Source organism: Streptomyces sp. NBC_00647 (assembly GCF_045207245.1).
Taxonomy (GTDB): Bacteria; Actinomycetota; Actinomycetes; order Streptomycetales; family Streptomycetaceae; genus Streptomyces.
Window position 1 is genome coordinate 8,740,737 of the sequence record NZ_CP109040.1, and the last position, 24,167, is coordinate 8,764,903.

Annotated in this window: 24 protein-coding genes; 14 read left to right on the plus strand and 10 right to left on the minus strand. The window is 70.7% G+C overall.

Annotated elements, in window-relative coordinates; all coding sequences use genetic code 11:
* Positions 1-8 precede the first annotated feature (8 nt).
* Both OG788_RS38320 and OG788_RS38325 read left to right on the plus strand, forming a co-directional pair.
* Positions 9-1,181, plus strand: a complete 1,173-nt coding sequence (locus OG788_RS38320; protein ID WP_406375573.1) for a 4-hydroxybenzoate 3-monooxygenase — start codon at positions 9-11, stop codon at positions 1,179-1,181.
* Positions 1,182-1,251: 70 nt separating this feature from the next.
* A complete protein-coding gene (locus OG788_RS38325) occupies positions 1,252-2,379 on the plus strand; it encodes a methyltransferase domain-containing protein (RefSeq protein WP_406375574.1) in 1,128 nt (375 codons plus the stop codon).
* 90 nt (positions 2,380-2,469) lie between these two features.
* On the opposite strand, the gene otr(A) is transcribed toward OG788_RS38325, so the two are convergent.
* Positions 2,470-4,347 (minus strand): tetracycline resistance ribosomal protection protein Otr(A), encoded by a 1,878-nt coding sequence (gene otr(A), locus OG788_RS38330; protein ID WP_406375575.1) that lies wholly within the window; start codon positions 4,345-4,347, stop codon positions 2,470-2,472.
* A 263-nt stretch (positions 4,348-4,610) separates the two neighbouring features.
* On the opposite strand from otr(A), the gene OG788_RS38335 reads away from it, so the two are divergent.
* Positions 4,611-5,564, plus strand: coding sequence for a ribose-phosphate pyrophosphokinase (locus OG788_RS38335; RefSeq protein ID WP_266764322.1), 954 nt, complete (start codon positions 4,611-4,613; stop codon positions 5,562-5,564).
* 117 nt (positions 5,565-5,681) lie between these two features.
* Positions 5,682-6,875 carry an elongation factor Tu gene (tuf, locus tag OG788_RS38340; protein ID WP_406375576.1) on the plus strand — a complete coding sequence of 398 codons (1,194 nt, stop codon included), beginning with the start codon at positions 5,682-5,684 and terminating at the stop codon, positions 6,873-6,875.
* Positions 6,876-6,895: 20 nt separating this feature from the next.
* Here the strand turns inward: tuf and OG788_RS38345 are convergent, their stop codons facing one another.
* On the minus strand, positions 6,896-7,294 hold the full coding sequence (locus OG788_RS38345) for an anti-sigma factor antagonist (RefSeq protein ID WP_406375577.1): 399 nt from the start codon (positions 7,292-7,294) through the stop codon (positions 6,896-6,898).
* 295 nt (positions 7,295-7,589) lie between these two features.
* A complete protein-coding gene (locus tag OG788_RS38350) occupies positions 7,590-8,540 on the minus strand; it encodes an NADP-dependent oxidoreductase (protein ID WP_406375578.1) in 951 nt (316 codons plus the stop codon).
* A 71-nt stretch (positions 8,541-8,611) separates the two neighbouring features.
* On the opposite strand from OG788_RS38350, the gene OG788_RS38355 reads away from it, so the two are divergent.
* From OG788_RS38355 to OG788_RS38375, 5 genes are all read left to right on the plus strand, one after another.
* Positions 8,612-9,559 carry a GlxA family transcriptional regulator gene (locus tag OG788_RS38355; RefSeq protein ID WP_406375579.1) on the plus strand — a complete coding sequence of 316 codons (948 nt, stop codon included), beginning with the start codon at positions 8,612-8,614 and terminating at the stop codon, positions 9,557-9,559.
* Between the two features lie 82 nt (positions 9,560-9,641).
* Positions 9,642-10,490, plus strand: coding sequence for a hypothetical protein (locus OG788_RS38360; protein WP_406375580.1), 849 nt, complete (start codon positions 9,642-9,644; stop codon positions 10,488-10,490).
* Between the two features lie 299 nt (positions 10,491-10,789).
* The gene (locus OG788_RS38365; protein ID WP_406375581.1) at positions 10,790-11,242 is read left to right on the plus strand and encodes a hypothetical protein; all 453 of its coding nucleotides are present in this window, start codon (positions 10,790-10,792) and stop codon (positions 11,240-11,242) included.
* A 360-nt stretch (positions 11,243-11,602) separates the two neighbouring features.
* Positions 11,603-12,241 (plus strand): DUF6308 family protein, encoded by a 639-nt coding sequence (locus OG788_RS38370; RefSeq protein ID WP_406375582.1) that lies wholly within the window; start codon positions 11,603-11,605, stop codon positions 12,239-12,241.
* Between the two features lie 221 nt (positions 12,242-12,462).
* Positions 12,463-12,789, plus strand: a complete 327-nt coding sequence (locus OG788_RS38375) for a hypothetical protein (RefSeq protein ID WP_406375583.1) — start codon at positions 12,463-12,465, stop codon at positions 12,787-12,789.
* 152 nt (positions 12,790-12,941) lie between these two features.
* Here OG788_RS38375 and OG788_RS38380 read toward each other — a convergent pair whose 3' ends face one another.
* The 3 genes from OG788_RS38380 to OG788_RS38390 form a co-directional block, all read right to left on the minus strand.
* Positions 12,942-13,103, minus strand: a complete 162-nt coding sequence (locus tag OG788_RS38380) for a hypothetical protein (protein WP_406375584.1) — start codon at positions 13,101-13,103, stop codon at positions 12,942-12,944.
* A 384-nt stretch (positions 13,104-13,487) separates the two neighbouring features.
* On the minus strand, positions 13,488-14,042 hold the full coding sequence (locus OG788_RS38385) for a TetR/AcrR family transcriptional regulator (RefSeq protein ID WP_406375585.1): 555 nt from the start codon (positions 14,040-14,042) through the stop codon (positions 13,488-13,490).
* The gene (locus tag OG788_RS38390) at positions 14,039-14,401 is read right to left on the minus strand and encodes a DUF1304 domain-containing protein (protein ID WP_266764332.1); all 363 of its coding nucleotides are present in this window, start codon (positions 14,399-14,401) and stop codon (positions 14,039-14,041) included. The genes OG788_RS38385 and OG788_RS38390 overlap by 4 nt, the downstream gene beginning before the upstream one ends.
* 155 nt (positions 14,402-14,556) lie before the next feature.
* Here OG788_RS38390 and OG788_RS38395 point away from each other — a divergent pair, with 155 nt between their 5' ends.
* Positions 14,557-16,149: an oxidoreductase gene (locus tag OG788_RS38395; RefSeq protein WP_406375586.1), complete on the plus strand. Its 1,593-nt coding sequence runs from the start codon at positions 14,557-14,559 to the stop codon at positions 16,147-16,149.
* 150 nt (positions 16,150-16,299) lie between these two features.
* Here the strand turns inward: OG788_RS38395 and OG788_RS38400 are convergent, their stop codons facing one another.
* Positions 16,300-17,931, minus strand: a complete 1,632-nt coding sequence (locus OG788_RS38400; protein WP_406375587.1) for an amidohydrolase — start codon at positions 17,929-17,931, stop codon at positions 16,300-16,302.
* A gap of 35 nt (positions 17,932-17,966) precedes the next feature.
* Entirely contained in the window at positions 17,967-19,460 is a 1,494-nt protein-coding gene (locus OG788_RS38405; RefSeq protein WP_406375588.1) for an APC family permease, read from the minus strand.
* Between the two features lie 118 nt (positions 19,461-19,578).
* Between OG788_RS38405 and OG788_RS38410 the strand changes: the two genes are divergently transcribed.
* A complete protein-coding gene (locus OG788_RS38410; RefSeq protein ID WP_406375589.1) occupies positions 19,579-20,397 on the plus strand; it encodes a TetR/AcrR family transcriptional regulator in 819 nt (272 codons plus the stop codon).
* Between the two features lie 194 nt (positions 20,398-20,591).
* The gene (locus tag OG788_RS38415; RefSeq protein WP_351538120.1) at positions 20,592-20,984 is read left to right on the plus strand and encodes a VOC family protein; all 393 of its coding nucleotides are present in this window, start codon (positions 20,592-20,594) and stop codon (positions 20,982-20,984) included.
* Positions 20,985-21,176: 192 nt separating this feature from the next.
* Here the strand turns inward: OG788_RS38415 and OG788_RS38420 are convergent, their stop codons facing one another.
* Positions 21,177-21,770: an MBL fold metallo-hydrolase gene (locus OG788_RS38420; RefSeq protein WP_406375590.1), complete on the minus strand. Its 594-nt coding sequence runs from the start codon at positions 21,768-21,770 to the stop codon at positions 21,177-21,179.
* 82 nt (positions 21,771-21,852) lie between these two features.
* Here OG788_RS38420 and OG788_RS38425 point away from each other — a divergent pair, with 82 nt between their 5' ends.
* On the plus strand, positions 21,853-22,809 hold the full coding sequence (locus tag OG788_RS38425; protein ID WP_351538126.1) for a helix-turn-helix domain-containing protein: 957 nt from the start codon (positions 21,853-21,855) through the stop codon (positions 22,807-22,809).
* Positions 22,810-23,076: 267 nt separating this feature from the next.
* On the plus strand, positions 23,077-23,556 hold the full coding sequence (locus tag OG788_RS38430) for a hypothetical protein (protein ID WP_406375591.1): 480 nt from the start codon (positions 23,077-23,079) through the stop codon (positions 23,554-23,556).
* Positions 23,557-23,821: 265 nt separating this feature from the next.
* Here OG788_RS38430 and OG788_RS38435 read toward each other — a convergent pair whose 3' ends face one another.
* Positions 23,822-24,127: a DUF4235 domain-containing protein gene (locus OG788_RS38435; protein WP_351538132.1), complete on the minus strand. Its 306-nt coding sequence runs from the start codon at positions 24,125-24,127 to the stop codon at positions 23,822-23,824.
* Between the last annotated feature and the right edge of the window lie 40 nt (positions 24,128-24,167).

Genomic DNA, 24,167 nt, shown 5'->3' on the forward strand with positions numbered 1-24,167 from the left:
GCTCCGACATGACAGAAACACCCGAGAACACGACCGTCGTCATCGTGGGAGCTGGGGTGGCTGGGCTCACGCTCGGCAACTTCCTGCTCCGCGAGGGCATCAGCTGCACCGTGCTGGAAAAGCACAGCCGCGCCTACGTCGAGTTGCGCCAGCGCGCCGGCACCATCGACACCCGCGGAGTGCGCCTGTTCCGGGCGTGGGGACTCGATGAGGTCGTGGAGGGCAACCCCATCGTCGAGGCCGAGGGCGGCTTCTTCATCGACGGCGAGGAAATGCCGATCGACACCGGCGACGACAACGAAAGCCTGTACTGCCCCCAGCAGGTCCTCGTCCGCAACCTCACCGATGTCTTACTCCGCGACGGCGGAGACCTCCGCTTCGAGGCCGCCGGCGTCACCCTGGAAGACCTCAACGGCCCCGATCCCCAGGTGCGCTACCGGGACGGCACGGGCTCGGCGAAGACCATCAGCTGCGACTTCGTCGCCGGGTGCGACGGCCACCACGGCGTCAGCCGCGCCAGCCTCCCCGAAGACGCCTTGACGCGCTTCTCCCACGAATACGGATACTCCTGGCTGAGCGTCCTCGCCGACGTACCCGCAAGCCACCCCTCCGGCATGGCGATCCACTCCCGCGGCCTGGCCGGACTGATCCCCCGGGGCGCGAACGCCAGCCGTGTCTACCTCCAGTGCCCGCTCGACGCCACCGTCGAACAGTGGCCCGACGAGCGCATCTGGAGCGAACTGGACGCCCGGTTCGGTACACCCGTGCCCACCGGGCCGATCGCCGAGAAGCGCATCCTGCCCTTGCGCAGTGTGGTCTACAGCCCGATGAGCTACGGCAGGCTGTACCTGCTCGGCGACGCCGCCCACATCGTCCCGCCGATGAGCGCGAAGGGGATCAACCTCGCCCTCAACGACGCCGAGGTCCTGGCTCGCGCCGTCATCCAGCGGGTCCAGCTGGGCGACGCGAGCCTGCTCGACACCTACTCCGACGACTGCCTGAGCCACATCTGGAACTACCAGGCCTTCGCCGCGTGGATCACCGAGCTCATGCACAACGCCGGCGACGCCTCTCACGAAGGCGAGTTCCGGAAGCAGATCGCCCGAGCCGAACTGCAGCGCCAGTTCACCTCGCCCGCGGCGAACCAGCTCTTCAGTGAACTCACCTCCGGGGTGAATTGACTCCGAGGGCGGCAGATCGCCCACCGGATTAACGAGCGCATTGCTTGACCCTCACGTGGCGTCATGCCGCATGGTCGGTGGTGTGGAGGAGCACCTGACCGTGGGACGTGTGGCCGAACTGGCCGGTGTGAGCGTCCGCACGCTGCATCACTATGACGAGATCGGCCTCGTGCGGCCGTCCTCGCGGACCGCGGCCGGGTACCGGACCTACTCGGCGGGCGACGTGGAGCGACTTCGGGAGGTGCTCGCCTACCGGCGGCTGGGCTTCGGACTGCGCGAGATCGCGGCTCTGGTCGACGACCCGGCCACGGACGCGGTCGCGCACCTGCGGCGGCTGCGCGGCCTGCTGCTGGAACAGCGCGACCGCGCCGCGGCCATGGTGACGGCCATAGACGGCGAACTGGAGGCACGGGCCATGGGGATCAGGACGACACCGGAGGAGCAACTCAAAGTGTTCGGGGCGCAGTTGTACGAAACCATCGGGTCCGCCTACCCGGCGACGCGGCGCACCGAGCCGCGGATCGCCGCGAGCGTCTGGAATGCGCTCGGGGACGCACGGACGGTGCTGAATGTCGGGGCCGGCACCGGCTCCTACGAGCCCCCCGACCGTGACGTCACCGCGGTGGAACCGTCGCCGACCATGCGCGCACAGCGTCCCGCGGGCGCGGCGCCGTGCGTGGCCGCCAGTGCGGAGAGCCTGCCGTTCGAGGACCAGTCCTTCGACGCCGCGCTGGCCTTCAGCACCGTTCATCACTGGCGGGACCCGATCGCCGGGCTGCGGGAGATGCGGCGCGTGGCCCGCCGCGTCGTGGTGTTCACGCACGACTCCAGTGACACCGGCTGGCGTCACCGGTTCTGGCTCACCCGCGACTACCTGCCTGAGGTCGCCGGTCTGGTCGCCGGCCGCCCCTCGGTGGACCAGCTGGCCGGTGCGATCGGGGCCCGCATGGAGCCGGTTCTCATCCCGTGGGACTGCGCTGACGGCTTCTTCGAGGCCTACTGGCGCCGGCCCGAGGCGTACCTCGACGAACCTGTGCGCCGCGCGGTATCGGTATGGACCAGGGTGGGGCCGGAGGCCGAGCAGCGGGCGGTCGACAGACTCCGCGACGACCTTTCCTCGGGCCGGTGGGCCGAGCGCAACCGCGAGCTCGTCGCCCTCGACGCGGCAGAGCTCGGCCTCCGGCTGCTCGTGGCCTGAACCCGTCGTGCGCGGGAGACCGTTCCGGGTGAGCCATATCAATGGTCGACGGGCCCGCCCAGGACTCGGTTCAATGCCGATCAATGCGGGTCAATACGGCCGGCGCGCCGCCCGGACCGCCCGGTCTCCCGACGGCCGGGACCACCAGACGCCCTCGCCGTGGGTCAGTCCCGGCAGGCGCAGTTCGACCTCCCGCACCTTTCGGGCGGGCAGTCCGCCGGTGACCACCCAGGTGTCACGTCCTCCGGTCGTCTCCTTGAACTCAGCTCCCGCGGAGGCGAGTTCGGCCGTCACTGGGGAGAGCGCGTCGGCCGGGATCTCCACCTCGAACGCGTGGTACGGCTCGTACACCCGCGTCCCCGCCCGCTGCAGGGCGCGCAGCAGCACGATCGGGGTGAGTCCGCGGAAGTCCGCGGCGGTGCTGAGCGGCCCGACGAACCCGGAGCGGGTCAGGGTGACCCGGTAGTCGGTCACCGGCCGGCCGTGCGGTCCGTCCAGCAGGGTCGCGTGGACCGTGTCCTCGATCGCCTGGTGGAACGCCCGGGGGAGTGCGCCGAGTTCGGTCTCGTACGTGAAGACGCCACCGGAGCCGCGTGGCCCGGGCTCGACGCGTAGACCCACCGTCGCCCAGAACCCCGTGTGCCCGTCCCGCTGGATCTCCTCGTACGCCTCACCGGTGCCGTCGGGCCGTTCCAGCATCCGCACCCGGCTCGGCTCGAACTCGGCCTCGATGCCGAAGTCCTGTACGAGCGTGGCCGCGAGGACCTCCTTCTGGACCTCCCCGTAGAGCAGGAGCGCGGTGCTGCCGGACACGGCGGGCCCGGCGTGCAGCAGGGGGTCCTGGTCGGACAGCGTGAGCAGGGCGGTGCGCAGCGCCGCCGCCTGATCCGGGTGCTTCGCCCGTGCCAGGGTCTCCAGCGTGGGCGCGGCGAACTGCGGTGCGCGGTCGGTGACATGGCCGAGCCGGTCGCCGACCCGGACGCCGGGGACCCCGCGGATCGCGGCGATGTCGCCCGCGGTGAGGGTGGCCGCTCCGGGCCGCCCGATCACCTCGAGATCCCGTGCCCGGCCCGGCACCTCTCGGGTTCGGCCGTCTGTCTCCCGGCGTACGAAGGACAGCCGTTGACGGTGTGTCACCTCGCCCTCGTACAAACGCAGATAGGCCGTGCGCTCGCCGCCCGGTGCGGTCCGTACGGCGAAGACCGTGCCGCGCGGCGCGGCGTCGGCGGGGGAGAGGGGGCGGGGGATCAGCTGGATCAGCCCCTCGACCAGCGCGGCGACGCCCTGGCCGCCGATTGCCGATCCGAAGAAGACCGGGTGGAGCGAGCCGTCGCCGGTACGCGCCGTGAGCGCGGCCCGCAGCGCGTCCCGGGTCGGCGGCGGACCGTCCACCAGAGCGGCCAGGACGCCCGGGTCGACCTCCGCGAGCGTGCCGGCGGCGAGGTCGTCGAGGGGGCGCTCCAGTACGCGGGCCGCCGGGGTGCCGATGTCCTCCACGCGCGACAGCGGGACGGCGTGCGGCGTGAGGAGGCGCCGAATGTCGTCGAGGAGGTCGTCCTGGCGCGCTCCCGCCCGGTCGATCTTGTTGACGAGGACGAGAGTGGGCAGGCCGAGTCGCCGCAGGGTCTTCATCAGGACGCGGGTCTGCGCCTGGACGCCCTCGACGGCGGACAGCAGAAGGACCGCCCCGTCCAGGACCTCCAGGGCCCGTTCGACCTCGGCGATGAAGTCCGAGTGCCCGGGGGTGTCGATCAGGTTGATCTGTACATCACCCACGCTGAAGGCGGCGACGGCCGAGCGGACGGTGATCCCGCGCTGCCGCTCGATCGCTCCGTCGTCCGTGCGGGTGTCCCCGGCGTCGACGCTGCCGAGCCGGTCGATGGCGCCACCGTCGAACAGCAGTCGCTCGGTGAGGCTGGTCTTACCCGCGTCGACGTGGGCCAGAATTCCGATGTTCAGGGTGTGCATGCGTGGTCGATTCCTCGAAGACAGTCGTCCGGTGGGGGCGCTGAGTCATTCCGAGGAAACGGCGCATTCGTTCTCCTGCGTTCGAGGGGCACCCCTCGTGAGGGGGCCTGGTCGCGCCATCATGGCGTGACCAGGGCGGTGGTCCGCAACCGGTTTTCCCCCCGGTCGAAGGCTCGAAAGGCGCCCAGTAGCATGAGGTACGCACTCCGGGCCGATCTTGCCAACCGGCGACACAACCCGGTTCGATCATGCGAGGAGCGGTCGTGCGTGACATCGCCGTGTTCAGCGGTAGTGCCCATCCCGAGCTGGCGGCCGAGCTCTGCGCGCATCTCGGTGTGCCGCTCAGCCCGACCCGCGTCAGCCGGTTCGCCAATGACTGCCTGGAGGTCCAGCTCCAGGCCAACTGCCGCGAGCGTGATGTCTTCCTGGTGCAGCCGCTGGTCACTCCGGTGCAGGAGCACCTCGTCGAGCTGCTGATGATGTGCGACGCGGCGCGCGGTGCCTCCGCCGGGCGGATCACCGTGGTGATGCCTCATTATTCGTACGCACGTTCGGACAAGAAGGACATGCCGCGGATCTCCATGGGCGGTCGGCTCGTGGCGGATCTGCTGGTCGCGGCCGGTGCGAGCCGTGTCCTCGCGATGACCCTGCACTCCCCGCAGGTCCACGGCTTCTTCTCGGTGCCGGTCGACCATCTGCACGCCCTGCGCGAGCTGGCCGCGCACTTCCGGTCCAACGACCTGTCGCGTACGACGGTGGTCTCGCCGGACCTCGGCAACGCCAAGGAGGCCGCGGCGTTCGCGCGGCTGATCGGTGCCCAGGTGGCCGCCGGCGCCAAGCAGCGGTTCGCCGACGACCGGGTGAGCATCAGCTCCGTCATCGGTGAGATCGCCGGACGCGATGTCATCGTGCTGGACGACGAGATCGCCAAGGGCAGCACGGTCCTCGAACTCCTGGAGCGGCTGCGTGAGTTGGGGCCGCGGTCGATCCGGGTCGCGTGCACCCACGGGCTGTTCGCGGCGGGCGCGCTCAAGCGGCTCAGCGAACAGCCCGACGTGCTGGAGATCGTCTGCACGAACACCGTGCCGATCCCGGCCGAGGAGCACACCGAGAAGCTGAGCGTCCTGTCCATCGCCCCGGCGCTCGCCGAGGCGGTGCGGCGCATTCACAACGGTGAGTCCGTCAGCGCTCTGTTCGACGCGCCGCAGAACCAATAGACAGGAGGGAGCGGAACTTCCCTCCCGTCCGCTCGGTCACCAGGAGCGGCTGCCGTGCCCGGCCGGGAAGCCGCGGAGCAACGCTCGGCGTCACCCAGGTGATCAGGAGGGCTCGCAGTGGCCAAGGCGAAATTCGAGCGGACCAAGCCCCATGTGAACATCGGCACCATCGGGCACATCGACCACGGCAAGACGACACTGACGGCGGCCATCACCAAGGTGCTGCACGACCGTTTCCCCGGCCTGAACCCGTACACGCCGTTCGATCAGATCGACAAGGCGCCCGAGGAGCGACAGCGCGGCATCACGATCTCGATCGCCCACGTCGAGTACCAGACGGAGAACCGGCACTACGCGCACGTGGACTGCCCCGGTCACGCGGACTACATCAAGAACATGATCACGGGCGCCGCGCAGATGGACGGCGCGATCCTCGTGGTCGCGGCGACCGACGGCCCGATGCCGCAGACCAAGGAACACGTCCTGCTGGCCCGGCAGGTGGGCGTCCCGTACATCGTGGTCGCGCTGAACAAGACCGACATGGTGGACGACGAGGAGATCCTGGAGCTCGTCGAGCTCGAAGTGCGTGAGCTGCTCACGGAGTACGAGTTTCCGGGCGACGACGTCCCGGTCGTCCGGGTGTCCGCGCTGAAGGCGCTCGAGGGCGACCCGGAGTGGAGCGCGTCGATCCTCGAACTCCTCGCGGCCGTCGACGCGTTCGTGCCGGAACCGGTGCGTGATGTGGACCGGCCGTTCCTGCTGCCGATCGAGGACGTCTTCACCATCACGGGCCGCGGCACGGTCGTCACCGGCCGGATCGAGCGCGGGGTGCTGAAGGTGAACAGCGAGGTCGAGATCATCGGCATCCACGAGCAGAAGACGCGGACCACCGTCACCGGCGTCGAGATGTTCCGAAAGCTCCTCGACGAGGGCCGGGCGGGCGAGAACGTCGGGTTGCTGCTGCGGGGAGTGAGGCGCGAGGACGTGGAGCGGGGGCAGGTCGTCATCAAGCCCGGCTCCGTGACCCCGCACACCCGGTTCGAGGCGCGCGCCTACATCCTCTCCAAGGACGAGGGCGGCCGGCACACCCCGTTCTTCGACAACTACCGCCCACAGTTCTACTTCCGCACGACGGATGTGACCGGAGTCGTGACCCTGCCCAGGGGCACGGAGATGGTCATGCCGGGCGACAACACCACCATGGAGGTGGAGTTGATCCAGCCGATCGCGATGGAGGAGGGGCTGAAGTTCGCCATCCGCGAGGGTGGCAGGACGGTCGGCGCCGGGCAGGTCACGAAGATCCGCGCGTAGGCGGCGGGGTCCCGGCGCTCTCAGTACGCGTCCGACGTGGCCTCCGGTGCCTCCGCGGCCTCCGAGGGGCTCAGCGCCTCCTCCAGCGAGGCCGAGGGCGGCAGGATCCGCGTAAGTCCGGTCACCCGGAGCATGCGGAGGGTCAGCGGATGGGTGCAGACCAGGCCCAGCCGGCCGTCGCGGGCGAGGACGCGGCGTCTGGCGCGGTACAGCAGCCGCAGGCCCGAGCAGTCGAAGAACTCGACGCACCGCAGGTCGATCACGACCTGCGGTGCCGGGCCCGAGGTGGCCGAGTCCAGGAGCGAGGTGATCTCCGTCGTCGCGAGCAGATCGATCTCCCCGTGCAACTCCAGCACCACATGACCGCGGTCATGATGGATACGCAGATACCCGGAACACGGTGCGGGGTCGCTCACCACGCGGACATCACCTCCAACCGGCAGTCGACCTGCCCCCGAACGCGGGGGTCAGGGTCACCGGGGGCCGGGGTGACGTCACGTCAAGTGATCCTAGACACGGCCCCAGGGCACCGGTGGGTGCAAAAGCGTTCCTCGCTCTGCAAGTTACCCTCGTTGGAGTGAATTTCAGCATGTTCGATTGACATATGTCTCCGCTGTGCGCGGCGAGTTGGCCGACTGTGCACGGGTGAGTCGGCCGACTCGGCGCGCGGAGTCCCGCGCGTCAGCCGACAGTCGACGCGCGCGGTCCCGGCCGTCAGTCGACGACCAGCACGAGCTTCCCGGTGGTCCGGCCGGTGTCGCCCAGCGCGTGTGCCTTGGCGGCCTCGGCCAGCGGGAAGGTCTCGGCGATCGTGGGGCGCAGCGCACCCTTCTCGATGAGGTCGGCGACCGCCCTCATCCCGGCCTGGTCGGCATCGACGAGCATCCGTACCGCCCGGACCCCGAGCCGCTCGGCCTCGTCGTAGAACTCGTCGGTCCCGACCGGCAGGATGGAGACGACCACGCCGCCCGGGCGCAGCACGCGCAGCGAGCGGACTCCGGTCTCGCCGCCGATCGTGTCCAGTACGACGTCGACATCGCGTACGGCCTCGGCGAAGTCGACGGCGGTGTAGTCGATCGGCTCGTCCACGCCGATGGACCGCAGATAGTCGTGCTTGCCGGCGCTCGCGGTGCCGATCACATACGCGCCGAGCGCCTTCGCGATCTGCACGGCCACGTGGCCGACCCCGCCGGCCGCCGCGTGGATCAGCACCCGCTGCCCGGACCGCACCTCGGCCCGTTCGGTCAGCGCCTGCCACGCGGTCAGGGAGACCAGCGGGAGCGCGGCGGCCTGCGTGTGGTCGAGTGCCGACGGCTTCAGGGTGAAGGCGCGGCCGGGACCGGTCACGTACTCGGCGTGCGAGCCGTGGCCGTAGGGGTAGGGCAGCATGCCGAAGACCTCGTCCCCGGGCTTGACGTGGGCGACGCCGATCCCGGTGGCCTCGACCGTGCCGGAGACGTCCCAGCCGAGGACGAAGGGCGGCTCGCCGAGGAACCCGCCCGTCGCGCGGTGCTTCCAGTCGGTCGGGTTGACCCCGGCGGCCCGTACCCGGACCAGGATCTCGTTCGCTCGCGGCGCGGGCCGCTCCATGGTTACTTCCTCGAGGACCTCGGGGCCGCCGAGGACGTTCTGGCCGATGGCTCGCATCGTGTTCACAGTGCTCATGGTGAACCAGCCTGCCGGGGTGCGCCTTCTCGGGAAATGGCAGAATTGCCAACCTTCGATAAGATCGTGCCATGCAGCATGTGGAGCGGGTCGTGGTCCTGGCGCTCGACGGCGTCTATCCCTTCGAGCTGGGTATGCCCAGCCGGATCTTCGGCGCGGCGGAAGGCCGGTACGAGGTGGTGACCTGCACCGTCGACGGAGGACCGGTCCGCACGGACGCCGATTTCTCCGTCACGGTCGACCACGGTCCCGAGGTCCTGGCCACGGCGGACACGGTGGTGATCGCGGCGGTCACCCCGGCGGCGATCACCACCGGCCTCACCGGCGAGGTCGCCGCCGCCCTCGCGTACATCCGCCCGGGCACCCGCATCGTCTCCATCTGCACGGGCGCGTTCGTGCTGGCCGCCGCCGGGCTGCTGGACGGGCGCCGGGCGACCACGCACTGGTGTGTGGCGGACGAGTTCCGGCGCAGCTTCCCCCGGGTCGACCTGGACCCTGACGTCCTGTTCGTCGACGACGGCGAGATCCTCACCTCGGCCGGCGCCGCGTCCGGCATCGACATCTGCCTGCACATCGTCCGCCGGGACCACGGCAGCGAACTGGCCAACAGGGTGGCCCGGCGCTGCGTGGTCCCGCCGCTGCGCGAGGGCGGCCAGGCGCAGTACATCGAGCAGCCCGTTCCGGAGCCCTCGACGGCGAGCACCGCCGCCACTCGCGACTGGGCGCTGACGCGCCTGGGCGACCCGCTGACCCTGACCGAGCTCGCCGATCACGCCGGGATGAGCCTGCGCACCTTCGCCCGCCGCTTCGGCGACGAGGTCGGTCTGAGCCCCGGCCGCTGGCTCATCCAGCAGCGGGTCGCCCGGGCCCGTCATCTGCTCGAGGCCAGCGATCTGTCGGTGGACCGGATCGCGGGCGAGGTCGGCTTCGCGACGGGGGCCTCGCTGCGCCAGCACCTGCACGCGACGATCGGCGTCTCCCCGCAGGCGTACCGGCGGACGTTCCAGGCCGCGCGCTGACCGGCGAACGTTCGTCCGCACCCGCGCGTCGTAGGAGCACGAACGACGGTCGGGAACAGGGTTCGGAGGAACAGGGGTGGGGATGCGCAAGGGGAACGTGGCGGCCTTGGTGCTGGTGGGGCTGGCGGCGGTGGGGTGCGGCGCGGGGGAGCGCGACGGCCTGGTGGTCAAGGGCACCTCGCCCGCCACTCCGTACGCCGGGCCGCTGGACCTGCCGTACAAGGAGAGCTCGGACGGCGGCGAACGGGGGGCGAAGAAGACGTCGGGTTCGGCCGGACAGGCACTGGAGTGCGACGGCGCGATCTACATGGGCGGCGCGGGCGACACGTGGAGCAAGGGTGACGGCGGTTCGACCCCGGAGGAGGGGCTGAACGCGTACTTCGACATCTCCCAGCCCGACCTGCCGGAGCAGGGCTACCGGGTCGAGCGCGAGGAAGGGGACCGCGTCCTGTTCTCGTACGACGTCGAGGGCCGGACCAAGGTCGCCGTCGTCGTCGCCAAGGACCAGCCAGGGCGCCCGGGTTGGGGCCCGGAGACCAGCGCGTCCTGCGATCCCTCGGAGTTCCCGGCGAGCTACACCGAGGCGCGGGGGGACGAGATCTGGACGGACCGGGACGGCCACCGGGTGCCGACCACCGTGGTGACCAGCTCGGTCGGCGCGGAGCACTGCGACTGGCAGAGCGCGCACTTCCTCGACCTGGGCGACCGCGGCCGGCTGTACGTGCGCGATCCGCGCGGGGTCTTCGACGGCGAGGTGCTGACCGCCGCCTACGACGGAGACGTCCGCATGCCGGCGGACGCGCGAGACACCGGCTACCGCTACCACGACTGGAAACTCTGGCTGACACCGGACAGGTCCACGGCGTACGTCCGGACGTCCGACGGGGTGGAGGCCTGGCCGGCGGCGAAGCCCGGCCTCGGGTGCAAATAGCTCCCTGGGACCGGCAGCGCGCCGGGGAACTGGCAACAGCCCTTCGGCCGAGGATTCTCGGCCTGGGAAGCTGGGGTCCTCCGCCCGTAGCTGCTGTATGGCCTGGTTACTTGTACTCCAACACCGATGTCCGTTGTCCGGTCCGCAGTCATACGTTGACTGGTCGGGCTCGGCTGCGGTGACGAAGCCATTGCACAACGATCGGCCGGTTCGAGCGGGTCGCGCAGCTTTGGGCAGGCGTCCTGTTGGGCAGGCAGAGACCAGTTGCTCAGGGGGAGGGAGGCCACGAGGTGGAGTCCTTGACGGCTGTTGTCGCGGTCGTGGGAACCCTGCTGGGCGTCGTGGTCTCGCATGTCCTCCAGACCCGTGCAGCCGAACGACTCCATGCTGGTGCGCTCCATGCTGAGACACGGCGTGAACTGCGCCAGGCGACTGCTCGTCTACTCGCCTGCGAGACAGCGTTCCGCCGTCTCCAGTACAACCGGTGGGGGAAACGCGATGCTGCTGATCCCGAGAAGGAGGCAGCAGAGGCCGCCGCCCTGGAGGCCCGCTCGGGAGTGATCGCAGCTTTGGTCGACGTGCAACTGCTCACGGACAATGCGGAGATACGCGAGCGGCTCGCAGAATTGACTGACGCCTCCTTCAAACTGCACTACGCCGCTGATGAAGCAGACTTGGCTGCCCGAGCAGCGCGCGTGCGTGCTTCCACGGCAGCGGTGGTTGACACGATTGGCCGAGTGGTTCGCTCTTGACGCTCCTCAAGCAACCATTGTCAGGTTGTTCATTCCGGTTCAATCGTCTGCCAGTTGAGATCAACCGGGCCGGAAGGCTTGAGCTGGGGCCAGCCGGAGAAGCACACGAATACCTTGCCTCAAGCGCGGCTTTGTAGGTCCGCTCAAGGCTTTGTGCGGCCCGCGGCAGCCCACTCGTCCGACCTACGCGGCGTTCTGGCCGGTCCGCCCTGATGCGCTGTCGTCCGGCGGCGACCTCGTGATGTCAGAAAGAGGCGGTCGGCCTTCTTTGTTTTCCGCCGAATCATCGGTCCCACGTGCCACCCTCGACGTCGTGCCGTGCCCCAGGTGGGCAGTCGCAGTCAGCCGCGGGGAGACCCCATGAACCTGAAGATGCCGGTCGCTCTGCGGGACCGGGTGTACGTCGCCGACCTGCTGAGGCGCTACTGGGCCACCCTCCCCGAAGGATCGCCGGCGTACACGGGCGCGAGGTTCGAGAGGCTCGGAGGCGGCGGGGACCGTCGAGAGGTGGTCGACCACTTCACGGCTGAGGATTTCGTTGCCGTGGCCATGCTCAGCGTCAACATTCCCGCGCGAGCAATCCTGCATGTCCTGGAGCCGGTCGAGTCCGCCTACTTCAACGGCTTGTTGTCCGAAATCCCCTCGGATACCGAGTTGGTCGATGCGGCGCCGGGACACGTGGCTCAAGGGAGTCCGGCATGGACGTTGTGGACACGCCTGTGTGAGGTCGACGGCATTGGCCCGGTCGGTGCCGGCAAGTTGCTCGCCCGCAAGCGCCCGCGCCTTCTGCCTGTCTATGACTCAGTGGTCAAGAAGGTGTTCGAGCGTCCAGCACAGGACTTGACGTTCTGGTCCGACGTGCGGACCGAGCTTCGCCGTGACCAAGGGGCACTGGCGTCCTGGCTCGAAGATGTTCGGGACTTGGCAGAGATCGGCGAGGACATCAGCGTGCTGCGAGTCCTCGACGTAGCTGCGTGGCTTCATGGCAAGACTCTGTAGGGGGCAGAGGGGTCACTGCCTTGTAGGGGCAGACGTGGTCGGCGGCGCAGGTCCTCAGGTCACTCCAGCTGAAACGACAGCCCAGGTGAACCGGGCATCTCGACTGCGTCGAGCCGTCGTTGATGGCACCATGTGGCACGGCTGTGGCGTGAGGCATACGAGAAGCAGCCTCGCTCATGTCGGGGACTGCCTGTGGTGCTCCGATGCCCGTAGTGCCGTACATGGGACAGGCTGTGAACTCTCCTGAGCCAGGCATCGAGCAGGCGGCCACGGCCCGCCTACTCGATCTCGTCCGCTCCTTCATCACGACGCATGTGTCGTGGAAACCGCTGCTCATCGGCGCGGTCATCACGGGTGACGACGGTATGCGCCTCTATTTCCGTTCACCCGAGCGGGACCGTACATACGGTGTGGACGTGCTGATCAGCCATACGGGGCCCGGCCTGCTCGGGGCCATGGCTTCCCCCGCCTTCTTGGCGAACGAGCATCTGCATCGACCTTCGAGCGATCCGAACTGCGATGTGATCGTGGATCTTACTGACTACTGACGGATACACACCGGCCCGGTATGCGGTCAGCGCCGACAACCCGGGGGTGGAGTTGCGGCACCGAGCCGATCGCACCCTCAGGAACGGCCCGTTGGGTAAGCCCGCTGGTTCCGGCCGAACCGGTACGGGACGGGCGCGTCGGCCGGCGGTCTCTAGATGGCCAGCAGCCCGGCGAGCAGGACAACGGCCACCGCGGCGAAGACCCGCGGCTTCCTCCAGCCCGGGCCCGAAGCCTGGCGGTTCAGCTCCCACATGAACACCAGACCGCCGCCAAGGCCCAGCGTGCTCCGCAGCAGGAAAACGAAGGTGTGCATCGGGCGCCTCCAGGAGCCTTCGGGCGGCAGAGAGCCACAGTCGACCGAGATCGCGCAGTCTCTGGAGGGGACTCCATTGAGATCGAACGCTTTCATGGCCGGGGATCGTATACGACCAGGTGAGGCCACTCGTCGACCGGTGCACGTCGGTCCGCGGCCGGCGGCGTGGAGGGGTCGGCTCCGAGGGGCTGGGCGGCCCGTCCCGAAGCGCCGGCCCGACGCGGGTGTCGGCCCCGCCGAGGTGGCCGAGCGGGCCGGCAACAGCGTTGAGGCCCGCCGACCCGTCATGCGAAGTGTCTCGACGGACGGCAGGACATGGCCGACCGGCGGGTCGAGGAGCTGTCGCGCGAAGTCCCCGGCCTCAGCGGCTCCTGACCCGAGGTGTCACCGGCTCATGTGCAGCGTCACGAGCAGTTGCCAGACCTGGTCGGCTACGGCGTCCGGGGTGCCCTCCAGCAGGCCGTGCAGCCAGTCCGCCAGGACGCCCGCGAAGGTGGCGGCGACCGCGGAGGCGACGAGGGGGGCGTCCGGTGCGCCGGCGAGGGTCCGTTCGGCGAGGCTGCGGGCTCGCAGGTCATGGTGGAGCACGCGGCCCAGCGGGCCACCGCCGCCCGGGCTGAGCAGGGCGCGGTAGAGACCTGTGTGCGGGGCGAGTTCGGTGAAGAAGGCGCGCAGGGCGGGAGGCGCGGACACCGGGTCGGGCCGTCCGCGCCAGGCGTGCAGCGCCTCCACGGCCTCCCGTACGACATCGGCGCACGCGTCGACCGCCAGCGCCTCCAGGTCGGCGTAGTGCACGTAGAAGGTGGCCCGGCCGACCCCGGCCCGCCGTACCAGCGCGGCGACGCCGATCTCCTCCAGTGGATGCTCGGCGCACTCCTCCAGCAGGGCCAGTCGCAGTCTGGCGCGGGTCCGGGCGGCGCGCGGGTCGTCGGGCGTCATCCGGCGACGAGGACGGCGGCCAGGGCGAGCGCGCCCGGCAGGGCCTGTGCGAAGAGGATGCGGCGGTTGGCGGTGACCGATCCGTACACGCCCGCGATCACGACGCAGGACAGGAAGAAGACCTGCGTGTCATGACCGGTCGGGTCCGCGGCGATCAGGCCCCAGATCAGGCCCGCGGCCAGGAAGCCGTTGTAGAGCCCCTGGTTCGCGGCGAGCGGTGCGGTCGCCCGTGCCGTCTGCGGGTCGAATCCATGGAGCCCCCGCCCCGGCTTCTTCTCCCACAGGAACATCTCCAGCACCAGGATGTACACGTGCAGTGCGGCCACCAGGCCCACCAGCACGTTCGCGACTGTCTCCATCGTCGGCAGGCTCCGTTGCGCGTCGTTATTTCATGGACAGGTGTCCACTATACATGGACAGGTGTACAGGAAATAGCCGTGCCTCAGGTTGTCCCAGGTGCCTCGGGGGTAGCGATGCACCCGGTTCCTTTGGTGGAAGTGGAAGGGGAGTTGACGTGGCGGGCAGCCTCGGTCCGGGTGGGTGGAGCGGGAACGAGCGGGAGATGTGGGCCGCGTTCCGGCGGGGGGAGTGGTTCGAGGACCGGGGCGAGGTGCGGGCGGCCGCCGTACGCGGGCTGTTGCTGGCGCCGCCGACGGCCGAGGCGGGACAGCTGCCACGGCTGCGGCTCAGGGGCGTGACGATCACCGGCCGCCTCGATCTCGCCGAGGCTCTCGTCGCGGGGACCCTGCGCCTGCACGACTGCCGTTTCGAACAGGTTCCGTGCCTCGACGGGGCCTCTTTGGGGGCCCTGGAGTTACGGGACTGCGTGCTGCCCGGCCTGTCGGCCGTGGGCCTCACGACCGGCTGGAAGTGCGAGATCTCCGGTTGCCGTGTCGAGGGGCCCATCGATCTTTACGGCGCCTCGATCGGCGGCACCCTGCACCTCGAGAACAGCCGCCTGACGGGACACGGCGAGCGACGCGGAGAACGGGCGCTGCAATTGCTGTGCGCCACTGTCGGTGGGGACATCCAGGCGGGCACGGGGCTGCGCGTGGACGGTTGCACGGACCTGCGCGACACCTCGGTGCGGGGCAGTGTCGTCCTCAAGCGCGCCGAACTGATCAACCCGGCCGGGACGGCGCTCAAGGCCAACAGGCTGCACATCGGCGGGGACCTGAACTGCCGAGGCGGACTCGTCGCCGAGGGGACCATCGATCTGTGCGATGCCCAGGTGGGTGGTGGCGCCCTCTTCGAGGAGGCCTCGCTGACCGCCGAGCACGGCCCGGCGCTGCGGGCCCACGGCATTGCGATCGGCGCGGTGTTCAACTGCTGCGACGGGTTCACGGCCCGCGGCAGGATCACCATCAGCAGCGTCACCGTGCGCAGCCGCATCTGTTTCCAGGACGCCGCCATCGACGTGCCGTCCGGCTCACCCGCGCTCACCTGCCGCCGCTCCACGGCGTCCGAACTCGCCCTGACTCCCCGCGAGTCCATACGCGGAGTCGTCGACCTCAGTCACACCCGGCTGACCATACTGCGCGGCGCGCCGGACTCCTGGCCGTACGCCGCCCGGCTGGAAGGCGTCGTCTACGACAGCCTGCTCCCCCAACTCCCCGCCGCCCAGCGGCTTCCGCTCCTCGCTCGCGACCCGGAGGGCTTCACCCCGCAGCCGTACGAGCAGCTCGCCGCGGCCTACCGGCTGCACGGGCACGACGCCGACGCCCGCACCGTGCTGCTCGCCAAGCAACGACGCAGGCGCACCACCCTGGCGTGGCCGGGGCGGGTGTGGAGCGGGCTTCAGGACCTCACCGTCGGCTACGGCTACCGTCCCCTGCGGGCCGTGTGGTGGCTGTGCGCGATCATGTTCAGCGGAATCCTGATGTTCACGCGCTGGCCCCCGCAGGCGGTCGACCCGGCCAAGCCGCCTCACTTCCAGGCCGCCATCTACACCTTCGACCTGGTGCTGCCACTGGTCGACTTCGGGCAGGAGGAGGCGTTCAGTCCTCGCGGCGGACTGCAGTGGGCGGCCGCCGTCCTCGTATGCCTCGGCTGGCTCCTGGCGACGACGGCCGCCGCGGGTGCCAATCGCATGCTCCGCAGGTCGTGACCCGCCGGCAGCCGGCAGCCGGCCAGGGTGAGCCCCCGGTACCCGGCTCCGGGATGAGCCCCCGGAGCCGGGCCGGGGCGAGCTCCCGGTCCCGGGCCGGGGTACGAGCTTCTGCGACCGGATGGTTCAGGTGCCTCGCGCCGGCGTGGTTCAGGCGTCCGGCGCCGCGTACACGCGCTCCCCTCCGACATAGGTGAGCGCGACCCCGGTCTCCTTGATCGCCTCCGGCGGTCCCGCGAAGGGGTCGCGGTCCAGGACGACGAGATCCGCGAGGGCGCCCGCCCGCACGCTCCCGGTGTCGTCGAGATGGTTGGCGTACGCCGTTCCCGCGGTGTACGCCGTCAACGCGGCCGTCAGGTCGATGCGTTCGGCCGGCAGGAACACCGGCCCCGGTTCGTCCGGGCTCACCCGGTTGACCGCGACGTGGATGCCCTGGAGCGGGTCGGGGCTGCTGACCGGCCAGTCGCTGCCCGCAGCCAGTCGCGCCCCGGAGCGCAGCAGCGCTCCGAACGGGTACTGCCAGGCGGCGCGTTCGGGCCCGAGGAAGGGGATGGTCAGCTCGTCCATCTGCGGTTCGTGCGCGGCCCACAGCGGCTGGATGTTCGCCGTGGCGCCGAGCTGCGCGAAGCGCGGCACGTCGTCGGGGTGTACGACCTGGAGATGGGCCAGATGAGGGCGCGTGTCGCTGGGTCCGTTCGCCTTGCGCGCCGCCTCGACCGCGTCGAGGGCGTGGCGGACGGCGCCGTCGCCCAGTGCGTGGAAGTGGCACTGGAACCCGAGCGCGTCCAACTCGGTGACGTACGAGGGCAGGTGGGCGGGATCGATGAAGCTCTTGCCCCGATTGGCCGTGGCGCAGCCGCACTTGTCGAGGTAGGGGTCGATCAGGGAGGCGGTGCCGTTCTCGGCGACGCCGTCCAGCATCAGCTTGACGCTGGTCGCCCTGAACCGGCCGTGGTTCAACGCGGCCCGCCGCTCGACGAGTTCGGGAATCTGCTCGGCACCCCGCGCGCGGTCCCACCACAGGGCGCCGACCACCCGAGCGGTCAGGGACCCTTCGCGGGCCGCCGTCATGTACGCCTCGGAGGGATCCTCCATGCCCAGGAAGGTGCCGACGATCGCGTCCTGCCAGGCGGTGATGCCGAGCGCGTGCAGATGCCGCTGGGCGTGCAGCAGCGCGGCGAGCCGGTCGGCGGACGTGGCCGCGGGGGTGAGCCGGCCGACGGACTGCATGGCCCCTTCCTGCAGCATGCCGGTGGGCTCGCCCGAGGCGTCCCGCTCGAACCGTCCGTCCGCCGGGTCGGGGGTGTCCCGGGTGACCCCGGCGATCTCGAGGGCGCGGCTGTTGACCCAGGCCCCGTGGTGGTCCCGGTTGGGCAGGTACACCGGCCGGTCCGGCACGACCGCGTCCAGCAGCTCCCTGGTCGGCGTGCCGCCCACGAAGGCCTCCATGGACCAGCCGCCGCCGGTGATCCACTCCCGTTCGGGGTGGGCGTCGGCGTACGCGCGGACGGCCGCCACGGTGTCCTCGGCCGTCTTCGCGCCGGTCAGATCGCACTGGGTGAGTTCCAGGCCCGCGGGCACCGGATGGACGTGCGCGTCCTGGAACCCGGGCAGCAGGAGCCGCCCGGCCAGGTCGACGACCTCGGTGCCCGGGCCGATCAGTTCATGGACCTCGGAGTTTCCGACGGCGGTGATCCGCTCGCCGGTGACGGCCACCGCGGTCGCGGTGCGGCCCTCGGGGGTGAACACCGGGCCGCCGGTGAAGAGAAGGTCAGCGTGCATGGTTCCGTTTCCTTGGTCGGGGTGGCCTGAGGTGCTCAGTTGGGGGTGGCCAGGAGCTGGGGCGCGTCGGCGTCGGTTCCCCGTCCGGTGGTGAAGTACGGGGACTTGCGGGCCCACTTGGCCCACGCGGCGGCCGCGAAACCCGAGACGATCATGACGGTGGGAGCCAGCAGCAGGAACCAGCCGTTGTCCGCGCTCACCTCGAAGTGATCGGTCGAGGTGTAGAAGGACCAGGCGAGATAGCCGCCGAGGCCGAGCAGCGCCACGGCGCTCAGGGTGGGAAGGACGACCGCGCGTATCCCCTCCCGCCAGTCCTCGCGGAGCAGTCCGCGGAACCGCGCGGCCGCCGCGAGGGCGATGAGCGCGTACGACAGCGCCACGACGATCCCGACGGCGTTGACCGTGGCCATGATCATGTCGGCGAGCCGGGGGATCACCAGGGAGAGGGTGGCCACGACGACCGCCATCGCGCCGATCAGCAGCGTGCCGACCGCCGGAGTCCCGTAACGGGCGCTGACCCTGGACCACACGGGCCCGAGCGTACGGTCCCGGCTCATCGCGAACATCCCGCGCGCGGTCGGGATCACGCCGGCCTGCAGCGAGGCGACCGCCGAGAACATCAGCGCCACCAGCGGCAGCGCGGCCAGCGGCTGGTCGGCGAGCCGGTTGCCGAGGAAGGCCAGCCCCTCCGCGCCGTGTCCGGCCAACTCGTCCTCGGAAAGCACCCGTTGGAATGCCACGGAGCCGAGCAGGAAGAGCCCGAGCATGGTCACCAGCGTGATGGTCCCGGCCCGCGAGGCGTCCCGCGGATCGCGCACCTCCTCGTTCACGGTGAACGCCGCCTCGAAGCCCCAGTAACAGAACACCGACAGCAGCAGCCCCTGCGCCAGCGCCGTCGCCGAGGGGATCTGGAACGGGTCGAACCAGCTCAGGCTGAAGGGGTGCGGGCCGGTGACGATGCCGTATCCGCAAAAGCCCAGCAGGACGACGTACTCGAAGACCAGCAGCCCGCTCTGGAGCCGCGCGGCGGTCTTGACCCCGGTCACCGCGGTCAGGGTGACGGCGACCAGGACCAGAATGCCCACGGCCGTGGTCTGGGCGGTCGAACCCGGATCGAGCACCAGGCCCGCCACCGTGTGCAGCCCCGCCTCGCCGGCGAGCTGGATCATCGCCGAACCGGTCACCGCCGTCGTGTACGCGAGGAACGCCACCGTGGCCACGATGCTCACCCAGCCGACCAGGAACCCCAGCCAGGGACTGAGGGAACGGCCCACCCACACATAGCCGTTGCCCGCGTTCGGCTCGACCCGGTTCAGCCGGGTGAAGGCGCCCGCGATCCCGAGGATGGGCAGAAAGGCCAGCAGCATGATCGCGGGCAGATGCAGCCCGACCACCCCGGCGGTCACCCCCAGGCCGATGCCGATGCTGGTCGTCGCCGCCGTACTGGAGGCGGCGATGGCCACACCGTCCGCGACGCCGAGAGTCCTGCGCAAGGACGGGGGGTCCACACCGTACGGCTTCTGCGTCATGACCAGCTCCGATCGCACCCGGGGCCTGATTCCGGCCCGATGACCGGAAATGAAACTGCCCGGGGCCTTAACAGGTCAACGCTGTTGACATAAGGTGCCCGCACCGGAGGGAGACCCCATGACGTCCACGAACGACCGCGTCGTCCCGCCCGCCGCCCGGCGGCGCAGACGCCCCACCAAGACCGGCGTCGTCCTCTCCGAGGAACTGATCGTCGAGACCGCCCTGCGCCTGCTCAAGGAACACGGCGCCGACGCACTCACCGTCCGCCGCCTCGGCCTCGCTCTCGGCGCCGACCCCAGCGCCCTGTACCGCTACTTCCGCGACACCGACGACCTGCTGCTCGCCATCGCCGACGAGCTGATCGGCCGGACCCTGCGCACCTGGCACCCCACGGGGGACTGGCGCGCCGACCTCAGGGACCTCGGCCTGCGCGTGCACTCCGGCTCCCTCGCCCATCCACAGGCCGCCGTCCTCAGCTCCTACCGCGTGACCGGCCGCGTCCACGAGATCGAGGCGGTGGAGGCGATCATCGGCGTGCTGCGCGGCGCCGGATTCCCCGACCCCGAGGCCGTACGGATCTACCACGCCTTCGTCGACCAGGCGCTCGCGTTCGCGGCCCTGGACGCCGCGAGTGTCGCCCTGCCCCGGGCCGCGCGCGAGGCCGAGGCCGGCGTGTGGCGGGCGATGTACGCCCGGCTGCCGGCGGACAGCCACCCCAACATCGCGGCGACGTCCGTCCACCTCGTGCGCGACATGCGGCGCAGCGCGTATCCGACGGCACTCGACATGCTGCTGAGCGCGGCGGCGGCCCGGCTCGCCGAGATCACGGCAGGCGGGAACCCGTCGGGAACCCCGTCGCACCCGCCCGGCCCGTCACACGCCTCCGGCCCGTCACACGCCTCCGGCCCGTCACACGCCTCCGGCGCGTCACACTGAGTCCCGCGCGACCGGCACGGTACGGCTCGGCCGCGGGCCGACCCGGGACGTGGTCGTGATCGACGGCACCCTACGGGCACTCGAGGCCGACTGAATCGCCCGGACGGGGTAACCCGGGACGGCAGGGCGGCGGATACGCACAAGCGGCGGCCGTCCGGTCGCCGCGCCCTCCCGGAACTCCCTTCGGAGGAAACATGGCACTGGTCACGGCAGCCGTCGTGGTGCTGGACTGCGCCGAGCCCGAGAAGCTCGCCGCCTTCTACAAGGAACTGCTCGACGCCGAGGACACGCACACGAGCGCGAACCGCGTCGAGATCAAGGGCACCGACGGCATGCGCATGGCCTTCCGCCGGGACGGGAACGCCACACCGCCCAGCTGGCCGCGTCCCGAGAACGCCTTCCAGGCCCACATCGACTTCCACGTCGACGACCTCGACACGGTGGAGCTCGTGGTGATCGGCCTGGGCGGGCGGGCACTGGAGACCAAGGACGCGTCCGGCCCCTACGAGGAACGCGGCTACGCCGACCCGGCCGGGCACTCCTTCACCCTGCGGTGCACCCGCTCGACCGCACCCAAGCAGGGCTGACCGCCCGGCCGGACTCCCCGGCTCCCTCCGCCGGTGTCACGGACGTGGTCCTCCCGGCCGGCGGGGCCGGGGACAGCCCGCGTGCCCCACATCACGGCACGCGGGCTGCCGGTCCACGACGCCGACCGGCTCACCACGTTCATGTCGCCGCCGATCGGCGGAGCTGCGCGCCCGGGCGGGGACCGTTCCCGGTCAGCGCGGCGTGGTGTCGTCGGCCTCGAACGGGCCGCCGTGGCCCGGCACGATCAGGTCCGCGGCATCCAGCACCCGGAGCCGGGAGGCGCGCAACACGTCACGGTCGGGGGCCACGGGGTCGTCCGCCGGGCCGTTCGCGTCCCACCACAGATCGCCGGCGAAGGCGACCACACCCGAGTCCGTACCGGCCAGCAGCGTGATGTCCTCCGGACTGTGGCCCGGTGTGCGGATCAGACGCAGCGACGGCGTGAGGTCGTACCCCTCCGCGTCCCGGTTCCTCCACTGATCGCCGAGGTACTCCACCTTGTGGTCGTGCACACGGGCCCGCCCGAACAGGCCCACGTTCATGGTGTTGTCCGGGTGGTGGTGACTGAGCACCACGTCGGTGATGTCGTCGGGGCCGAGTCCCAACTCCGCGAGCGGGGCGAGGATTCGGTCGCGGCTCGCCACCATGCCCGGGTCGAAGATCACATGCCGGCCCGCGTCGAAGACGTAGGAGACGGTGGCGGCGACCCCCGGGCCGGTGGAGCCCGTGTAGCCGGTGGTCAGGATCGTGTACACGGCGTCGCGGCCGAGCGGTGCGTCTGTCATGGCTTCGATCATTCCGGGACGGCGGACCGCCCACGAGTGGCACATCTGCCGCTGATCGCAGGATTCGTGCCACACTTCCCGCATGCCTCCCTTCGCCACCGTGGCCGCGTACGCCCCGCCGGGCGTCGGCATGCTCGCCGTCGGTATCGTCGCCGAGGTCTTCGGACCGCACGGCGCGACACTGCCCGGCTTCGATTTCACCCTGTGCACCGACCGGCCTGGCCCCGTCCCCACCGACGTGGGCATACCGCTCACCGTCACACACGGCCTGGACAGGCTCGCCTCCGCCGATCTCGTGATCGCCCTGCCCTGGGCCGACTTCCGCACACCACCCGCTCCCGCCGTGCTCGACGCGCTGTCGGACGCACACGGGCGCGGCTCGCTGGTCGCGGCGCACTGCGTCGGCGCCTTCGCGCTCGCCGCCGCCGGACTGCTCGACGGCCGACGGGCCACCACCCACTGGCGGTTCGCCGACCTGCTCGCCCGCCGCCACCCCGGCACGACCGTCGAACCCGACGCCCTCTACATCGACGAAGGGCGCATCCTCACGGGCGCGGGAGCCGCCGCGGGCTTCGACCTGTGCCTGCACCTGCTGCGGCGCGAGCACGGAGCCGCGATGGCCAATGCCGTCGCCAGGGACGTGGTCCTGCCGTCCCACCGCGACGGCGGGCAGGCGCAGTACCTGGCCGCCCCCGCCCCCGAGGACTGCGGCGACGAGCGACTGGCCGAGGTTCTCGCGTGGGCCCGCGAGAACCTCCACGAACCGCTTCCCGTCGCGGAGTTGGCCCGGCGCGCCGTGATGAGCAAGCGCTCCTTCGCCCGCCGCTTCACCGCCGCGACCGGCACCACCCCCCACGCCTGGCTGCGGAGCCTGCGTCTGAGCAGCGCCGAGGAACTCCTGGAGACCACGGACCTCCCGGTGGAGGAGATCGCCCGCCGCGTCGGATACGGAAGCGCGGCCGTCCTGCGCGAACAGTTCGTCCGACGCAGGGGAGTACCGCCCCGCTCCTACCGCCGGTCCTTCACGGCCGCGCCGTAGCGCGCGGCGAGCAGGTCCGGCCGGTCCGCACCGGGCCGCACCGGTGTCGTGGTGAACACCGCTACCGCGCAACGGGGTTGCCGTAATCTTGGCAGACATCGCAGACCCTGCCGGCTCGCGGATCCATGACGGCCGCGGGTCTGCTCACCTCATGCGAACGACCTCGCCCGCGCGCTCGGGGTGCCCCTCGACCGATCCGGTGCCGGGCTCGTCCCCCGCGGGACGCACGGGGAGAATCCACGGCGTTCTTTCACACTCGGAGGGCCCATGCAGATCCTGCCCCGCTCCCTGTCGGGCTGGACCATCGCGGTCTTCGGCCTTCTCGCCGCCGCCATGGGGGCACTGGGGCTGATCGCTCCGGAGACCCTGCTCTCGCTCATGGGCTTCGCGCCGGACGCGGGACCCGAACGCGCCCACGACGACTACACGTTGGTCTTCCTGACCGCCTCGTCCATGGCGGCGCTGAACATGGGCGTGTACTACGTGCTGGCCTCCCTCTCCGACTGGAGGGCCTTCTTCCGCTGGACCGTCCCCTTCCGGCTGCTGACCTGCACGGTCTTCACGCTCGCGGTACTCGGCGGCCGTGCCCCGGACGGCTTCCTGGGCGTGGGCCTGTGGGAGGGAATGGGAGCCGTGGCCACCGGCGTCGCGCTGCGCCACGAGAAGCGGCGCGGGCTTCCCGCGGCCGACGGGAGCGAAGAGGGCGGACGCCCGGAGCGGCCGATCCAGCCCCCGGCGATGAGCTGAGCAGACGGAGGCCGAATTGCGTGAGGCCCCCTGTTCACCGGAGTGATCGCCGGCGCCGCCCCGAAGGCGACGACCGCACCGGGCGTCAGTGGCACCGCGCAGGTCGGCAAGATCCTCACGGCCGACCACGGCACCTGGAGCCCGGCCCCCACCGGCTACGGCTACCACAGCCGGCGCGCCGAGGAGGGACTCGCCCGCGGGTTTCCCGCCGAAGCGGGGCCGGCCCTCGGCGAACGCGGCGACGAGAGCTTGAACGCGTACCTCCTCAGTCGCGGCCGGACTTGTCCGGGGAGGGCCACACGCCCGTGGAGCGCTCGATCGCCTTCGCGCCCGTGCGGTCCACCGCGCTGCGCACGACGGCGAAGATCGCGCCCTGGAGGGCGGCGGCGAGCAGCACCTCACCCCAACCGCGCTCCTTGTCCAGGGCGTCGGGTGCGTCTTCCTCGTGGCGTATCGCCATCCAGGCCTTCTGGAAGGCGAGTCCGGCGAGGGAGCCTCCCGCCCAGCTCAGTACGAAACCGACCGGCTTGTAGGCCAGGGACAGCTTGCGCTTCTTCTGCTTCTTGGACACCTGGGGCTCCTTCTTCGCTCCCGAGGCCGCGGGTGTGCGA

What these genes read in the sequence shown, in the direction of transcription:
- OG788_RS38320 (WP_406375573.1), top strand. Translation starts at nt 9, where the DNA reads ATGACAGAAACACCCGAGAACACGACCGTCGTCATCGTGGGAGCTGGG.
- OG788_RS38325 (WP_406375574.1), top strand. Translation starts at nt 1,252, where the DNA reads ATGGTCGGTGGTGTGGAGGAGCACCTGACCGTGGGACGTGTGGCCGAA.
- OG788_RS38350 (WP_406375578.1), bottom strand. Translation starts at nt 8,540, where the DNA reads ATGAGCACTGTGAACACGATGCGAGCCATCGGCCAGAACGTCCTCGGC.
- OG788_RS38355 (WP_406375579.1), top strand. Translation starts at nt 8,612, where the DNA reads ATGCAGCATGTGGAGCGGGTCGTGGTCCTGGCGCTCGACGGCGTCTAT.
- OG788_RS38360 (WP_406375580.1), top strand. Translation starts at nt 9,642, where the DNA reads ATGCGCAAGGGGAACGTGGCGGCCTTGGTGCTGGTGGGGCTGGCGGCG.
- OG788_RS38370 (WP_406375582.1), top strand. Translation starts at nt 11,603, where the DNA reads ATGAACCTGAAGATGCCGGTCGCTCTGCGGGACCGGGTGTACGTCGCC.
- OG788_RS38375 (WP_406375583.1), top strand. Translation starts at nt 12,463, where the DNA reads ATGGGACAGGCTGTGAACTCTCCTGAGCCAGGCATCGAGCAGGCGGCC.
- OG788_RS38380 (WP_406375584.1), bottom strand. Translation starts at nt 13,103, where the DNA reads ATGCACACCTTCGTTTTCCTGCTGCGGAGCACGCTGGGCCTTGGCGGC.
- OG788_RS38385 (WP_406375585.1), bottom strand. Translation starts at nt 14,042, where the DNA reads ATGACGCCCGACGACCCGCGCGCCGCCCGGACCCGCGCCAGACTGCGA.
- OG788_RS38390 (WP_266764332.1), bottom strand. Translation starts at nt 14,401, where the DNA reads ATGGAGACAGTCGCGAACGTGCTGGTGGGCCTGGTGGCCGCACTGCAC.
- OG788_RS38400 (WP_406375587.1), bottom strand. Translation starts at nt 17,931, where the DNA reads ATGCACGCTGACCTTCTCTTCACCGGCGGCCCGGTGTTCACCCCCGAG.
- OG788_RS38405 (WP_406375588.1), bottom strand. Translation starts at nt 19,460, where the DNA reads ATGACGCAGAAGCCGTACGGTGTGGACCCCCCGTCCTTGCGCAGGACT.
- OG788_RS38410 (WP_406375589.1), top strand. Translation starts at nt 19,579, where the DNA reads ATGACGTCCACGAACGACCGCGTCGTCCCGCCCGCCGCCCGGCGGCGC.
- OG788_RS38415 (WP_351538120.1), top strand. Translation starts at nt 20,592, where the DNA reads ATGGCACTGGTCACGGCAGCCGTCGTGGTGCTGGACTGCGCCGAGCCC.
- OG788_RS38420 (WP_406375590.1), bottom strand. Translation starts at nt 21,770, where the DNA reads ATGACAGACGCACCGCTCGGCCGCGACGCCGTGTACACGATCCTGACC.
- OG788_RS38425 (WP_351538126.1), top strand. Translation starts at nt 21,853, where the DNA reads ATGCCTCCCTTCGCCACCGTGGCCGCGTACGCCCCGCCGGGCGTCGGC.
- OG788_RS38430 (WP_406375591.1), top strand. Translation starts at nt 23,077, where the DNA reads ATGCAGATCCTGCCCCGCTCCCTGTCGGGCTGGACCATCGCGGTCTTC.